7 protein-coding genes and 1 pseudogene are annotated in these 14,662 nt (G+C 68.9%); 5 read left to right on the top strand and 3 right to left on the bottom strand.

Features of this window, described 5'->3' with window-relative positions; translation table 11 throughout:
• Window positions 1-10: 10 nt before the first annotated feature.
• A complete protein-coding gene (locus N788_RS02565) occupies window positions 11-658 on the top strand; it encodes a DUF2058 domain-containing protein (protein WP_034220512.1) in 648 nt (215 codons plus the stop codon).
• A 1-nt stretch (window position 659) separates the two neighbouring features.
• Here the strand turns inward: N788_RS02565 and metH are convergent, their stop codons facing one another.
• Complete coding sequence (gene metH, locus N788_RS02560) at window positions 660-4,370, bottom strand: methionine synthase (protein ID WP_051924265.1); 3,711 nt, start codon at window positions 4,368-4,370, stop codon at window positions 660-662.
• A pseudogene (locus tag N788_RS02555) lies at window positions 4,370-5,296 on the bottom strand (ArsR/SmtB family transcription factor); the annotation flags it as partial. The gene metH and the pseudogene N788_RS02555, both read right to left, overlap by 1 nt.
• A gap of 144 nt (window positions 5,297-5,440) precedes the next feature.
• On the opposite strand from N788_RS02555, the gene N788_RS02550 reads away from it, so the two are divergent.
• The 4 genes from N788_RS02550 to N788_RS02535 all read left to right on the top strand — a co-directional run bounded on the left by N788_RS02550 (window position 5,441) and on the right by N788_RS02535 (window position 13,504).
• On the top strand, window positions 5,441-6,625 hold the full coding sequence (locus N788_RS02550; RefSeq protein ID WP_338022624.1) for an acyl-CoA dehydrogenase family protein: 1,185 nt from the start codon (window positions 5,441-5,443) through the stop codon (window positions 6,623-6,625).
• 132 nt (window positions 6,626-6,757) lie between these two features.
• Entirely contained in the window at window positions 6,758-11,665 is a 4,908-nt protein-coding gene (locus tag N788_RS02545; RefSeq protein ID WP_034220509.1) for an NAD-glutamate dehydrogenase, read from the top strand.
• A 90-nt stretch (window positions 11,666-11,755) separates the two neighbouring features.
• The gene (locus N788_RS02540; RefSeq protein WP_034220507.1) at window positions 11,756-12,535 is read left to right on the top strand and encodes an NAD kinase; all 780 of its coding nucleotides are present in this window, start codon (window positions 11,756-11,758) and stop codon (window positions 12,533-12,535) included.
• A 42-nt stretch (window positions 12,536-12,577) separates the two neighbouring features.
• The gene (locus N788_RS02535; RefSeq protein ID WP_034220505.1) at window positions 12,578-13,504 is read left to right on the top strand and encodes a 5'-nucleotidase; all 927 of its coding nucleotides are present in this window, start codon (window positions 12,578-12,580) and stop codon (window positions 13,502-13,504) included.
• On the opposite strand, the gene N788_RS02530 is transcribed toward N788_RS02535, so the two are convergent.
• Window positions 13,501-14,658, bottom strand: coding sequence for an MFS transporter (locus tag N788_RS02530; protein WP_034220504.1), 1,158 nt, complete (start codon window positions 14,656-14,658; stop codon window positions 13,501-13,503). The genes N788_RS02535 and N788_RS02530 overlap by 4 nt on opposite strands.
• Window positions 14,659-14,662 lie beyond the last annotated feature (4 nt).

The raw sequence follows: 14,662 nt of genomic DNA, 5'->3' as shown, positions 1-14,662 counted from the left end.
AGAACGCACCATGAGCAATTCCCTGCGCGAAAAACTGCTGGGCCTGGGCTTCACCGCCCCGGCGCCCGAACCCCGGCGCGAGCGTCCCGAGCGCGGGCCCGGGACGTCGGGCAAAGGCGGTGCGCGTACGCCCGACAAGGCGGGTGGCCAGGCGTCGGGCAAACCCGGGCGGTCCGGCAAGCCCGGGCGCGGCGGCAAGGCCGGCGCCGGTAACCGGCCACCCCGCAGCCAGGAGGAAATCGACCTGGCCAAGGCCTATGCGATCCGCGCGCAGAAGGAAAAGCAGGAGCGCATCGAGGCCGAAAGATTGAAACAGGAAGAGGCGGCGCGCCGTCGCGCCGCCAAGGCCAGGGCGGCGGAATTGCTCAAGGACAAGGCGCTCAACGTCGCCGAGGCCGAACATGCGCGCCACTTCGAGTACGGCGGCAAGATCAAGCGGGTCTACGTGACGCCCGACCAGCTCAAGGCGCTCAACGCCGGTGAACTGGCCGTGGTGCAGCTCGATGGCCGCTACCTGCTGGTGACCGCGGCGCTGGCCGACGAGGTGGCCGCCGTGCTGCCGAGCCTGCTCGCCCTGAAGATCGACCCGAACGCGCCCGCGACGGACGACCCCTACGCCGATCCGCAGTACCAGGTGCCCGACGACCTGATCTGGTGATTCAGGCCGGATCGTAGTCGAGGTTGCTGGCCAGCCAGCGCTCGGCCTGGTGCAGCGGCACGCCCTTGCGGCGGGCGTAGTCCGCGACCTGTTCGCGGCCGAGCCGGCCCACGACGAAGTACTGGCTGCCCGGATGCGAGAAGTACAGCCCGCTCACGGCCGCGGCCGGGCTCATGGCGAAACTCTCGGTCAGCGTGATGCCCGTATGGCGCTCCGCGTCGAGCAGGGTGAACAGGGTCGCCTTTTCGCTGTGCTCCGGGCAGGCCGGGTAACCCGGGGCCGGCCGGATGCCGCGGTACTGCTCGCGCACCAGGGACTCGTTGTCGAGCGCCTCGTCGGGGGCATAGCCCCACAGTTCGGTGCGCACGCGCTGGTGCAGGGCTTCGGCCAGGGCTTCCGCCAGCCGGTCGGCCAGGGCCTTGAGCAGGATCGCGTTGTAGTCGTCGTGGCTGGCCTCGAAGCGCGCCAGGTGCGGTTCGATGCCCAGGCCCGCGGTGACCGCGAAACCACCGACCCAATCCTCGATGCCGGCGTCACGCGGCGCCACGAAATCGGCCAGGCACAGGTTGGGGCGGTCTTCGGGCTTGTCGGCCTGCTGCCGCAGGCAGTGCAGGGTGGCGCGCAGATGGCCGGTGTCGTCGAGCACCTGGATGTCGTCGCCGACCGAACGCGCCGGCCACAGCCCCGCCACCGCCTTCGCGCGCAGCCATTTTCCCTCGATGATCTGGTCGAGCATGGCCTTCGCGTCGGCGAACAGTTCGCGCGCCTGCGCACCCACCACCTCGTCATCGAGGATGGCGGGGTAGCGGCCGGCCAGCTCCCAGGTCTGGAAGAACGGCGTCCAGTCGATCAGCGGGCGCAGTTGGGCAAGCGGATAGTCGTCGAAGACCGTCAGGCCGGGCTTGCGCGGCGCGGGCGGCGCATACCGGGTCCAGCCGCCGTCGAAGCGCTTGGCCCGCGCCTTCGCCAGCGGCATCAGCGGCTTGGCGTCGCCCCGGTTGGCGTGGCGTTTTCGCACCTCGGCGTAGTCGGCCGAATTGGCGGCGACGAAGGGCGCGTGCAGCTCGGCGCTGAGCAGGGACTGGGTGACCCCCACCGCGCGCGAGGCGTCCTTCACCCAGATCACCGGCGCATCGTAGTGCGGATCGATCTTCAGGGCCGTATGCGCCCGCGACGTGGTGGCGCCGCCGATCAGCAGCGGCATCGTGAAGCCCTGGCGCTTCATCTCGCGGGCGACGTGGCTCATTTCCTCGAGCGAGGGCGTGATCAGCCCGGACAGGCCGATGGCGTCGGCGTTTTCCTCGCGGGCACGGTCCAGGATGACCTGGGCCGGCACCATCACGCCCAGGTCGACGACCTCGAAGTTGTTGCAGGCCAGGACCACCCCGACGATGTTCTTGCCGATGTCGTGCACGTCGCCCTTGACCGTGGCCATCAGCACCTTGCCGCGGGGCTTGCCGGCGTCGCCGCTGCGGGCCTTTTCGGCCTCGATGTAGGGGATGAGGTGGGCGACCGCGCGCTTCATCACCCGGGCCGACTTGACCACTTGGGGCAGGAACATCTTGCCGGCCCCGAACAGGTCGCCGACCACGTTCATGCCGGCCATCAGCGGCCCTTCGATCACGTCCAGCGGCCGCGACGAGCCCTGCCGCGCCAGTTCGGCGTCGGCCTCGATGTATTTGTCGATGCCGTGCACGAGGGCGTGGCTGATGCGCCGGTCCACCGGCCATTCGCGCCAGGCCAGGTCCTCGGAGCGGACCTCGCCCTTCTTCGATTTGTGCTTCTCTGCTTCGGCGAGCAGGCGTTCGGTGCCGTCGCCACGGCGATTGAGCACCACGTCCTCGACCGCCTCGCGCAGCGCCGGGTCGAGGTCGTCGTACAGGGCCAGCGCACCGGCGTTGACGATGCCCATGTCCATGCCGGCGCCGATGGCGTGGTACAGGAACACCGCATGGATGGCCTCGCGCACGGCGTTGTTGCCGCGGAACGAGAACGAGACGTTCGATACGCCGCCCGACACATGGCAGTCGGGGAAGCGCCGCTTGAGTTCGCGCGCTGCCTCGATGAAGGCCACGGCGTAGCCATCGTGTTCCTCGATGCCGGTGGCGATGGCGAAGATGTTGGGGTCGAAGATGATGTCTTCGGGCGCCAGCCCCGCCTGCCCGACCAGCAGGGCATGGGCGCGGCTGCAGATGGCGACCTTGCGCTCGAACGTGTCGGCCTGGCCCTGTTCGTCGAAGGCCATCACCACCACGGCGGCGCCGTGCCGGCGCGCCTCGCGGGCCTGGGCCAGGAAGCTGGCTTCGCCTTCCTTCATCGAGATGGAGTTGACGATCGCCTTGCCCTGCACGCATTTGAGGCCGGCTTCGATCACGCTCCATTTCGAGCTGTCGATCATCACCGGCACCCGGGCGATGTCGGGTTCGGCCGCGACCAGGTTGAGGAAGCGGACCATGGCCGCCTCGGCGTCGAGCATGCCCTCGTCCATGTTCACGTCGATGACCTGGGCGCCGTTCTCGACCTGCTGGCGGGCCACGGCCAGGGCGTCGTCGTAGCGGTTTTCCAGGATCAGCTTCTTGAACTGGATCGAGCCGGTGACATTGGTGCGTTCGCCGACGTTGACGAAATTGGTGTCGGGCGTGATGACGAAGGGTTCCAGGCCCGCCAGCCGGGTATGGGCGGGCAGGGTGGGCAGCTGCCGCGGCGGCAGGCCGTGCACGGCCTTGGCGATCGCGGCGATGTGCCCGGGCGTGGTGCCGCAGCAGCCACCGACCAGGTTGAGCAGGCCGGCTTCGGCGAACTCGCGCAGGATGCCGGCGGTTTCCTCCGGGCCCTCGTCGTAGCCCCCGAAGGCATTGGGCAGGCCGGCGTTGGGGTGGCAGCTGATGTGGGTGTCGGCGACCTGGGACAGCATGTCCACGTGCGGGCGCAGGTCCCGGGCGCCGAGCGCGCAGTTCAGGCCCACCGACAGCGGCCGGGCGTGGCGCAGCGAGTACCAGAAGGCTTCGGCGGTCTGGCCCGACAGGGTGCGTCCGCTGCGGTCGGTGATCGTGCCCGAGACCATCACCGGCACGCGCGCGCCCAGTTCTTCGAACAGCACGTCGAGCGCGTACAGCGCCGCCTTGGCATTGAGGGTGTCGAACACCGTCTCGACCATCAGGATGTCGGCGCCGCCTTCGACCAGGGCGCGCGCGGCGACCGTGTAGTCGGCGACGAGGGCGTCGAAGCTGGTGTTGCGGTAGCCGGCGTCCTCGACCTTGGGGCTGATCGAGGCCGTGCGGCTGGTCGGTCCCAGTACGCCGGCCACCCAGCGCGGGCGCCCGGGATCGGCGGCCTCGGCCCGGGCGGCGCAGGCGCGGGCCAGGCGGGCAGCCTCGCGGTTGAGTTCCGGCACCAGGGCCTCGAGGCCATAGTCGGACTGCGAGACCGCGGTCGAGTTGAACGTATTGGTTTCGACGATGTCGGCGCCGGCGTCGAAGTAGGCCTGGTGGATGCCGGCGATGATGTCGGGGCGGACCAGGGTGAGCAGGTCGTTGTTCCCCTTGAGGTCGCGCCCCGAACCGGCGAAGCGCTCGCCGCGGTAGTCGGCCTCGCCCAGTTCGTGGCGCTGGATGAGCGTGCCCATGGCGCCGTCGAGCACCAGGATGCGTTCGGATAATGCCTGCAGCAGGCGCTCGCTGCGCCCTGGGTCGTGCCAGGGAAGCTGGCTCATGGCTTGCGCGCCAGCAGCGTCAGGACCTCGAAGTGCGGGGGCCGCTTCTCGCGGGTCACGGCTTCGCAGACGGTCACTTCCAGGCCCGCTTTCTCGGCGTGGCGGCGCAGGTCCTTGACCGTGAAGCCGAGGTTGACGTGGCCATAGGGCGTGACCGCGGCGCGGTGCTCGTGCTTGCCCAGGCAGGTGGCGACCAGCCGGCCGCCCCGGCGCAGTACGCGGGCGGCTTCGGCGATGGCCTGGGCCGGCCGTTCGGCGTAGGTCAGCGCGTGCATGAGCAGCACCAGGTCGAACTGCGCGGCCTGGAAATCCAGGGCCTGCATGTCGCCTTCGAGCACCTCGACGTGGCGGTACTTGCTCAGCCGCTCGCGGGCGGCGTTGACCACCCGGCTGCTCGAGTCCACGCAGACGTAGCGACGCGCATGCGGCGCCAGCAACTCGCCGAGCACGCCGTCGCCGGACGCGACGTCGAGCACGTCGCCGGGTTCGAGCAGGGGCAGGGTGGAGCGGGCCAGGGCCTCCCAGGTACGGCCCGGGGAATAGTGCCGCTCCATGTCGCCGGCGACCGAGTCGGCCCAGTTCTGGTCGGCGGCGCGGGTGGCCAGCACCGCCGGCAGGCGTTCGGCGTCCTGGCGCAGCAGCGGATCGTCGGTGCTGTCGCGCAGGGCTTCCCAGAGCCGGGCCTCGCCCGGGTCCAGGGTGTCGCCGTTGAAACGGTAGTAGGCCGACACGCCGGCACGACGGTCGCGCACCAGGTCGGCTTCCTTGAGCCTGGCCAGGTGGGTGGAGACGCGCGGCTGGGCCAGGCGGGTGATGGCGGCCAATTCGGCCACGGTGAGCTCTTCGCCCTCGAGCAGGGCCAGCAGCCGGACCCGGGTGGGGTCGGAAAGGACCTTCAAACAGGCCGACCAGGCGTCCAGGTCCATGCTTTATCCTTTCATCCGGATTCAAAGATATTGGAAGGTTAGGCCCGTGGCCAGGGGCCGTCAAGCCGCGTCGGGCGGCCGTGTTCGCCAGGCAGGGCGCTTCACCCGGCCTGCACCTGCCGACGACGACGGCAGCCGCTACAATTGCGGTCTTGTCCCAATACAGACCGAGGGTGCCCCGTGGATTTCCGATTCACCGAAGAACAGCTGATGATCCAGGACGTCGCCCGGCGCATTTCCCGCGAAAAGATCGCCCCCAGCGCCGAACACCACGACCACACCGGCGAGTTCCCGCTGGAAAACATTCGCACCCTGGGTGAAAACGGCCTGATGGGCATCGAGGTCCCGGCCGAGTACGGCGGCGCCGGCATGGACCCGATCAGCTACGTGCTGGCCATGGTCGAGATCGCGGCGGCCGACTGCGCCCATTCCACCATCGTCTCGGTGAACAACTCGCTGTTCTGCAACGGCATCCTCAAGTTCGGCAGCGAGGAGCAGAAGCAGAAGTACGTGCGCGCGATCGCCGAAGGCAAGGAAATCGGCGCCTTCGCGCTGACCGAGCCGCAGTCCGGGTCGGACGCCACGGCCATGCGCTGCAAGGCCGTGCGCCAGGACGACGGCAGCTTCGTGGTCAACGGCAAGAAGAGCTGGATCACCTCGGGCCCGGTCGCCAAGTACATCGTGCTGTTCGCGATGACCGACGCCGACAAGGGCGCCAAGGGCATCACCGCCTTCCTCGTCGACACCACCAAGCCCGGTTTCCACCGTGGCAAGACCGAGCCCAAGCTGGGCATCCGCGCCTCGGCCACCTGCGAAATCGAGTTCCAGGACTACGTGGTCGGCGCCGAAGACGTGCTGGGCGAGGAGGGCCAGGGCTTCAAGATCGCCATGGGCGTGCTCGACGCCGGCCGCATCGGCATCGCGTCCCAGGCCATCGGCGTGGCGCGCGCCGCCTACGAGGCCACCCTGGACTACGTCAAGGAGCGCAAGGCCTTCGGCAAGCCGATCGGTGCCTTCCAGATGACCCAGGCCAAGATCGCCGACATGAAGTGCAAGCTCGACGCCTCCCTGCTGCTGACCCTGCGCGCGGCCTGGCTCAAGGGCCAGGACCAGAAGTTCACCACCGAGGCCTCGGTGGCCAAGCTCACCGCCTCGGAAGCCGCGATGTGGATCACCCACCAGGCGGTGCAGATCCACGGCGGCATGGGCTACTCGAAGGAAATGGCGCTCGAGCGTTATTTCCGCGACGCCAAGATCACCGAAATCTACGAAGGCACCAGCGAAATCCAGCGCCTGGTCATCGCCCGCAACGAGACCGGACTGCGCTAGTCCGGCAGCCGTACCCCGCCGTATCCGAAGCCCCGCTGAAGCGGGGCTTTTTTTATGCGGTTTTTTGCTGGCCGCCCGCATCCCCGGGGACTACAATTCACGTTTTATCCACGCCCCGCGAGAACGCTCCTGATGAACGCCCACGCCCTGGCTTCCGCCGAGTCCCTTGACGCCATCGCCGCGGCCTTGCCCGCCACGGGTTCGCAGACCGAAAAGGACCGGCTGGAAGCCTTCACCCGCAGCTTCTTCGTGCGGGTGCCGGACGACGAACTGCGCAGCCGTCCGGCCGCGGAATGGGCCGCGATCGCGCGCTCCTTCCTCGACTTCGCGCAGGACCGGGCGCCGGGTACGGTGTCGGTGGCGACGGGCAACCCGAGCCTGGCGCAGGACGGCTACGACAGCACCCACACCGTGGTGCGCATCGCCAACGACGACATGCCCTTCCTGGTCGATTCGGTGCGGATGGCGCTTGCGCAGTTCAACATCACCCTCTACCAGATCGCCCATCCGGTCATCGCGATGCGCCGCGACCCCGCCGGCAAGCTGCAGGCGGTGGGCGAGGGCGAGCCCGAATCGCTGATGTACCTGGAAATCGACCGGCAGGCCGACGCCAAGGCCCAGGCCGACATCGAGGCGGCGATCAAGGCGGCCCTGGCCGACGTGCGTGCCGCGGTCGCCGACTGGTCGCCGATGCGGGAGAAGATGCTGGAGGTCGCCGGTGAACTCGAGTCCCGGTGTTTGCCGGTCGATGCCGCCAGCCGCGCCGAAGCGGAGGCCTTCTTGCGCTGGGCGGCCGACAACCACTTCACCTTCCTGGGCTATCGCGAGTACGAGGTGGTCGATCGCGAGTTGCGCGCGGTGCCCGGCAGTGGCCTGGGCCTGCTGCGCGGCAAGGACCACCTGGTCCGGCCGCGACCGATCACCGGCCTGGCCGCCGCCGACCTGCCGCCCGGCAGCAGCCTCGATGCCCTGATCCTGACCAAGACCAACGCCCGCGCCACCGTGCATCGTCCGGGCTACATGGACTACATCGGCGTGCTGGTGTTCGACGAGAACGGCCGCGCCGTGCGCGAGCAGCGTTTCCTTGGCCTTTACACCTCCAGCGCCTACAACCGCCGCCCCTGGGAAATCCCGATGGTGCGCCAGCGCCACGAACACGTCATGGCGGCGTCGGGCCTGGCCCCGACCAGCCACAGCGGCAAGGCCCTGCGCCACATCCTCGAATCGCTGCCGCGCGAGGAACTGTTCCAGTCCAGCGCCGAAGAACTCCAGCGCACAGCCATGGGCATCCTGGGCCTGCAGGAGCGCGCGCGCACCCGCCTGTTCCTGCGTCGCGACCGCTATGGCCGCTTCTTCTCGGCCCTGGTCTACATCCCGCGCGACCGCTTCAACACCAGCATCCGCCATCGCATCGAGGCGGTGCTGATGCGCGAGCTGGGCGGCGAGCGTCTCGACCACAGCGTGCAGATCGGCGAGTCGCCGCTGGCCCAACTGCATCTGGTGATCCGGCCCAAGGCCGGCTGCCGCGTTGATTTCGACCAGGAAGCACTGGAAGCCGAGCTGGCCGGCATCGTCCGCGACTGGCACGACGAACTGCGCGAGATCCTGGTGCGCGAGGCGGGCGAGGAACAGGGCCTGAAGCTGGCCCAGACCTATGGTCGCGCGCTGCCCGCCGGCTACGTCGAAGCCGTCTCGCCGGAGGTGGCCGCCGCCGACGTGCTGCAGGCTTCGCGCCTGGCCGGTCCCGGCGACCAGCGTATTTCCTTCTATCGCCACGGCGACGAACTGCGCCTGAAGCTGGTCCGCCGCAGCGGTGACATCGCGCTTTCCGACGTGCTGCCGGTGATGGAGAACCTGGGCCTGCGCGTGCTCACCGAGCACCCCTACGAACTCGAGGTCGAGGGCGAACGCATCTCGATCCAGGACTTCGAGGTCAAGGCCCGCCACGGCGAAATCGACGTCGAGGCGGCGCGCCAGCCCTTCGAGGAAGCCTTCACGGCGGTCTGGGGCGGCGAAGCTGAAAACGACGGTTTCAACCAGCTCCTGCCCAGCGCGCGCCTGGAGTGGCGCGACATTGCGATGCTGCGTGGCTACACCAAGTACGCCCTGCAGACCGGCGTGCCGTTCTCGCAGCCGTACATGGAGGAAACGCTGCAGCGTTATCCGGTCATCGCGCGCCTGCTGTGGGAACTGTTCGCCGCCCGCTTCGAGCCTGGTCGTGAACAGCCGCTCGACGCCGCCGGCCAGCAGGCCCTGCACGACCAGATCGCCTGGCTGCTGCCCAGCGACCGCCGCAAGGCGTTGGACACCATTCCCCAGGAAATCGCCTCGGCGCGTGCGCTCGACCGCGCCGCCCAGGTCGACGCCGTCACCGACGCACTGGAGATCCTGCTCGACGGCCTGGTCCAGAGCATCGACGACGACCGCATCCTGCGTGGCTACCAGGCCCTGATCAACGCCACCCTGCGCACCAACTTCTACCAGCGCAAGGACGGGGCCTTCCGCGACTACATCGCCTTCAAGTTCGACCCGGCGCTGGTGCCCGACCTGCCCAAGCCGCGGCCCTACCGGGAAATCTTCGTGTACTCGCCCTGGGTCGAAGGCGTGCACCTGCGCTTCGGCCCGGTCGCCCGCGGCGGCCTGCGCTGGTCGGACCGGCGCGAGGACTTCCGCACCGAGGTGCTGGGCCTGGTCAAGGCGCAGATGGTGAAAAACACCGTCATCGTGCCGGTCGGGTCCAAGGGCGGTTTCGTGGTCAAGCGGCCGCCGGTCGGCGGCGACCGCGACGCCCAGCTGGCCGAGGGTATCGCCTGCTACAAGCGCTTCATCAACGGCCTGCTCGACATCACCGACAACCTGGTCGATGGCGAGGTCGTGCACCCGCAGGACGTGGTGCGCCATGATCCGGACGACCCCTACCTGGTGGTCGCGGCCGACAAGGGAACGGCCACGTTCTCGGACATCGCCAACGGCATCTCCGCCGAACACGGCTACTGGCTGGGCGACGCCTTCGCTTCCGGCGGTTCGGTCGGCTACGACCACAAGGGCATGGGCATCACCGCCCGCGGCGCCTGGGAGTCGGTCAAGCGCCATTTCCGGGCGCTGGGCATCGACAGCCAGTCGCAGGACTTCACCTGCGTCGGCATCGGCGACATGTCCGGCGACGTATTCGGCAACGGCATGCTGCTCTCGCGGCACATCCGCCTGGTGGCGGCTTTCGACCACCGCCACATCTTCCTCGACCCCAACCCCGATTCGGCCCGCAGCTACGCCGAGCGCGAACGCATGTTCAAGGTGCCGCGTTCGAGCTGGGAAGACTACGACACCTCGCTGATTTCCGAGGGCGGTGGCGTCTATCCGCGTTCGCTCAAGACCATCCCGGTCAGCCCGCAGGTGCGCCAGGCCCTGGGCCTGGCCGACGACGTCGAGCAGCTCAGCCCGATGGCGCTGATGAACGCCATCCTCAAGGCGCCCGTGGACCTGCTGTGGAACGGCGGCATTGGTACCTACGTCAAGGCCAGCAGTGAATCCCATGCCGACGCCGGCGACCGCGCCAACAACGGCCTGCGCGTGAACGGCAACGAACTGCGCTGCCGCGCGGTGGGCGAGGGCGGCAACCTGGGCCTGACCCAGCGCGGCCGCATCGAGGCCGCCATGAACGGCGTGCTGGTGAACACCGACTTCATCGACAACTCCGCCGGCGTCGACACCTCCGACCACGAGGTGAACATCAAGATCCTGCTCGCGGCCCCGGTCCAGCGCGAGGAACTGAGCCTGCCCCAGCGCAACGAGCTGCTGGCCAGCATGACCGACGAAGTCGCGGAGCTGGTGCTGACCGACAACTACCGGCAGAACCAGGCCATCAGCCTGATGGAGCGCATGAGCGCCGCCCGCCTGGGCTCGTTCGGGCACTTCATCCGGGTGCTCGAGGACCAGGGCCTGCTCGACCGCGGCATCGAGTTCCTGCCCTCCGAGGCGGAGCTCGGCGACCGCAAGGCGCGCGGCCAGGGCCTGACCCGTCCGGAGCTGAGCGTGCTGCTGAGCTACGACAAGATCGTCGTCTTCAACCAGATGCTCGATTCGGACGTGCCCGAGGACCCCTACCTGTCCAAGGAACTGGTGCGTTATTTCCCCAATGCCCTGCAGGAACGCTTCGCCCAGGACATGGAGAACCACCGCCTGCGTCGCGAGATCATCGCCACCGCGGTCACCAATTCCACCGTCAACCGCATGGGCGCCACCTTCCTGCTGCGCATGCAGGAAGACACTGGCCAGTCGCCGGCGCAGATCGCCAAGGCCTACACGATCAGCCGCGAAGTGCTCGACGCCCGCGAACTCTGGGCCGGCATCGACGCCCTGGACCTGAAGGTCAGCGAAGACGCCCAGCTCGAAGCCCTGACCAGCATCTGGCAGCTGCAGCGCAACCTGACCCGCTGGTTGCTCAACCGTCCGGGCGAAGTGCTCAACATCGCCGAAAAGGTGGAACGCTACGCCGGCGGTGTCGCCGAGCTGCGCGCCTCGCTCGACCGCGTGCTGCCCGAGGCCGCCCGTGCCGAGCTGGTCGCCGATGTCGCCCAGTGGCAGGCCCATGGCTACCCGGAGGACATGGCGCGTGCCTTCGCCAGCCTGCCGTTCCTGGCCTACGCCCTGGACATCGTCGAAGTCGCGATTGAACAGGCGCTGCCGGTGGCCGAAGTCGCGGCGACCTACTTCAGCCTGTCCGATGCACTGCACACCAAGTGGCTGATGGACGCGGTCGAGGCCCTGCCGGTCGGCGGCCGCTGGCACGCCCAGGCCCGCGGCGTGCTGCGCGACGAACTGCAGGCCCAGCAGCGAACCCTGGTCGGCCAGGTGCTGGTTGCCGGGGCCGGGCTCCCGGCCATCGAGCGGGTCTCGCGCTGGCTCGAGCGTGACGATGCGGCGCTGCGCTACACGATGGCGATGTTCGCCGACATGCGCGACCTGCGCGACCTGGACTACCCGACGTTGTCGGTGGCGGTCCGGCGCCTGGCCCAGGTCGCCGCCTCCGGCGCGGCCTGACCAGACCGGACCTGTGGGAGGGACTTCAGTCCCGATTCTTTTCGGGACTGAAGTCCCTCCCACAGTGACCAGCTGCGCTATCCTCGGCCCATGACGAGCCTGCCCGCCAACCCGCGCATCGCCTTCCTCGCCAGTTCGACGCCGGAGGCCCAGGCCGCCCGGGAGCATTTCACCGCGCGGTTCGGCCAGGTGAGCGCGGAAGACGCGGACGTCCTGTGCGTGCTCGGCGGTGACGGCTACATGCTCCATACCCTCCACCGGCATGGCAGCCTTGGCAAGCCGGTGTACGGCATGAAGCTGGGCACGGTCGGCTTCCTGATGAACCAGCACCGGCCCGAGGGCCTGCTCGACCGGCTGCAGGCCGCGCACGACACCGTGCTTCGACCGTTGGAGATGACCGCCACCAGCGAGTCAGGGGCGACGATCTCGCTGCTGGCCTACAACGAGGTGTCGATGCTGCGGCAGACGCGGCAGACCGCCCACCTGCGGATTTCGCTCAATGGCCAGGTGCGCCTGGAAGAGCTGGTCTGCGACGGCGCCCTGGTGGCCACCCCCGCCGGCAGCACCGCCTACAATTTCTCCGCCCACGGTCCGATCCTGCCGCTGGGGTCGCAGGTGATCGCGCTCACGCCGATCGCCGCGTTCCGCCCGCGGCGCTGGCGCGGGGCGCTGCTGCGTTCGGATACCGAGCTGCGCATCGAGGTGCTCGACGGCCACAAGCGTCCGGTCAGCGCCACGGCCGATTCCCACGAAGTGCGCGATGTCGCCGAGATCACCGTGCGCGAATCGCAGGAACGCACCGTGACCCTGCTGTTCGACCCCGAGCACAACCTCGAGGAACGCATCCTCAACGAACAATTCATCACCTGAGTCGTCTCGGCCGGTGAGACCGTCCCCGGCGACAATGCCCCCATGGCCCCGAATTCGCTCCCGCCCGAATCCCCGTCCGACCGGCTGATCGTCGCGATCACGGCGCGGGCCCTGTTCGACCTGGAGGACAGCCACGCGCTGTTCCAGTCCAGCGGGCTGGAGGCCTACGCGCAGTTCCAGCGCAGCCGTGAAAAGGAAATCCTGGCGCCGGGCATCGCCTTCCCCCTGGTGCAGAAGCTGCTGGCGCTCAACGAAGGCGCCACCGAAGCGGCGCCCCGGGTGGAAGTGGTGCTGCTGTCGCGCAACTCCTCCGACACCGGCCTGCGCATCTTCAACTCCATCCGCCACTATGGCCTGCGCATCGTGCGCGCCGTGTTCACCAGCGGCGCCGAGGTCTGGCCCTATGTCCGGCCCTTCGGGGCCCAGCTGTTCCTGTCGGCCAACCCGGATTCGGTGCGCGGCGCGCTCGAGCACGAGGTTGCCGCCGCCACCATCCTGCCGTCCAAGCCGCCCGAGCGGACGCACGACCAGTTGCGCATCGCCTTCGATGGCGACGCGGTCATTTTCGGCGACGAATCCGAGCGGGTGTCGCGGCAGTCGGGCCTGGCCGCTTTCCATGACAACGAAACCAGCCGCGTCGGCGAGGCCCTGTCGGGTGGACCTTTCAAGGGATTCCTGGCGGCCCTGCACAAGCTCCAGGATGCCTTCCCGCCGGGCGATGCCTCGCCGATCCGGACCGCGCTGGTCACCGCGCGTTCGGCGCCGGCGCACGAGCGGGTCATCCTGACCCTGCGCGAGTGGGGCGTGCGCCTGGACGAAGCCATGTTCCTGGGCGGGCGCGACAAGGGGCCGTTCCTGGAAACCTTCGGGGCCGACATCTTCTTCGACGACTCCCAGCACAACGTCGAAAACGCCCGCCGCCACGTCGCCACCGGCCATGTGCCGTTCGGCGTCACCAACGAAGGCTAGGTCGTCCCGACGGTGACGTCGCGCTGGCGCAGCGCGAAGACCAGCCAGGCGATCGCCGCCACCACGGCGCCTGCGGCGAAGGCCCCGACGCCGCCGCCACCGCGTTCCCACATCAGCGCCGCCAGTCCGGCGCCCAACACGCCGCCGACGCCGGAACTGAATCCATAGAGCAGGCTTTGACCGGCCACGGCGCGCCGTCCCGGGAAATATTCGGTGATCAGCCGCATGCAGCAGGCGTGGAAGGTGGCGAAGCTCAGCGCGTGCGTGGTCTGCGCCAGCGCCATGACCCAGAACAGGTCGGCGAAGCCCGACACCAGCGCCCAGCGCAGCACGGAGACGCCCAAGCAGACCCCGAGCAGCCTGGCGGCCCCGAAGCGGGCGATCAGCCGCGGTGCCTGCCAGAACATGGCGATCTCTATCGTCACCCCGATGGCCCAGAGCGCACCGATGGCCGCGCCCGAATGCCCGGCAGCCTGCAGGTGCAGGGTGTAGAAAACGTAGAAGGGCCCGAAGCCCAGCTGCATCAGCATCGCCACCAGCAGGAAACGGCGCACGCCCGGGCGTTTGAACAGATGTCCGGCGTCGGCGACCGCGGGCCCGGGCAGCTCCGGTGGCCGGTCGTGCCGATGTGGCCAGGCCGAAATGATCATCGCGACGAACAGCGGCAGGGTGAGCCAGGGGAAGGCCTCGGCACCGACGTAGTCCATCAGCGCGCCATAGCTCGAGGCCACCAGCAGGAAACCCACCGAACCCCAGACCCGAAGCCGTCCGTACTGTTCGGGGCTGGGCCCCAGGGCGGTCAGGGTCATGGCTTCGAACTGTGGCATCACCGCGTTGTAGAACAGCCCGAAAACCGCCATCACGCCCAGCAGGGCCCAGGCTTCGCGGGTGAACAGGAAGCCGGCGAAACACAGGGTCGTCGCCACGCAGCCGGCCACGAACCACTCCCCTGGCCGGGCGCTGCGGCCGGTCAGCGCCGCCCAGGTCGGCGGGGCCAGGACGCGGGTGCCGTACCAGAGCCCGAGCATCGCGCCGATCACGAAACCACCGTGGCCCAGCGCGTCCACCCAGCGCCCGACATAGGGCGTGTAGGCGCCCAGCGCGGCGTAGTACCAGAAATAAAAGGCGGCGAAGCGCCAGAGGGATCGGGGCATGGGC

Origin of the sequence: Arenimonas donghaensis DSM 18148 = HO3-R19, from assembly GCF_000743535.1 — a bacterium.
Classification (GTDB): Bacteria; Pseudomonadota; Gammaproteobacteria; order Xanthomonadales; family Xanthomonadaceae; genus Arenimonas; species Arenimonas donghaensis.
Note: the sequence above shows the minus strand (reverse complement) of the source record. Positions and strands in the feature narration are given on the sequence as shown.

What these genes read in the sequence shown, in the direction of transcription:
- metH (WP_051924265.1), bottom strand. Translation starts at nt 4,370, where the DNA reads ATGAGCCAGCTTCCCTGGCACGACCCAGGGCGCAGCGAGCGCCTGCTG.
- N788_RS02565 (WP_034220512.1), top strand. Translation starts at nt 11, where the DNA reads ATGAGCAATTCCCTGCGCGAAAAACTGCTGGGCCTGGGCTTCACCGCC.
- N788_RS02535 (WP_034220505.1), top strand. Translation starts at nt 12,578, where the DNA reads ATGGCCCCGAATTCGCTCCCGCCCGAATCCCCGTCCGACCGGCTGATC.
- N788_RS02530 (WP_034220504.1), bottom strand. Translation starts at nt 14,658, where the DNA reads ATGCCCCGATCCCTCTGGCGCTTCGCCGCCTTTTATTTCTGGTACTAC.
- N788_RS02545 (WP_034220509.1), top strand. Translation starts at nt 6,758, where the DNA reads ATGAACGCCCACGCCCTGGCTTCCGCCGAGTCCCTTGACGCCATCGCC.
- N788_RS02540 (WP_034220507.1), top strand. Translation starts at nt 11,756, where the DNA reads ATGACGAGCCTGCCCGCCAACCCGCGCATCGCCTTCCTCGCCAGTTCG.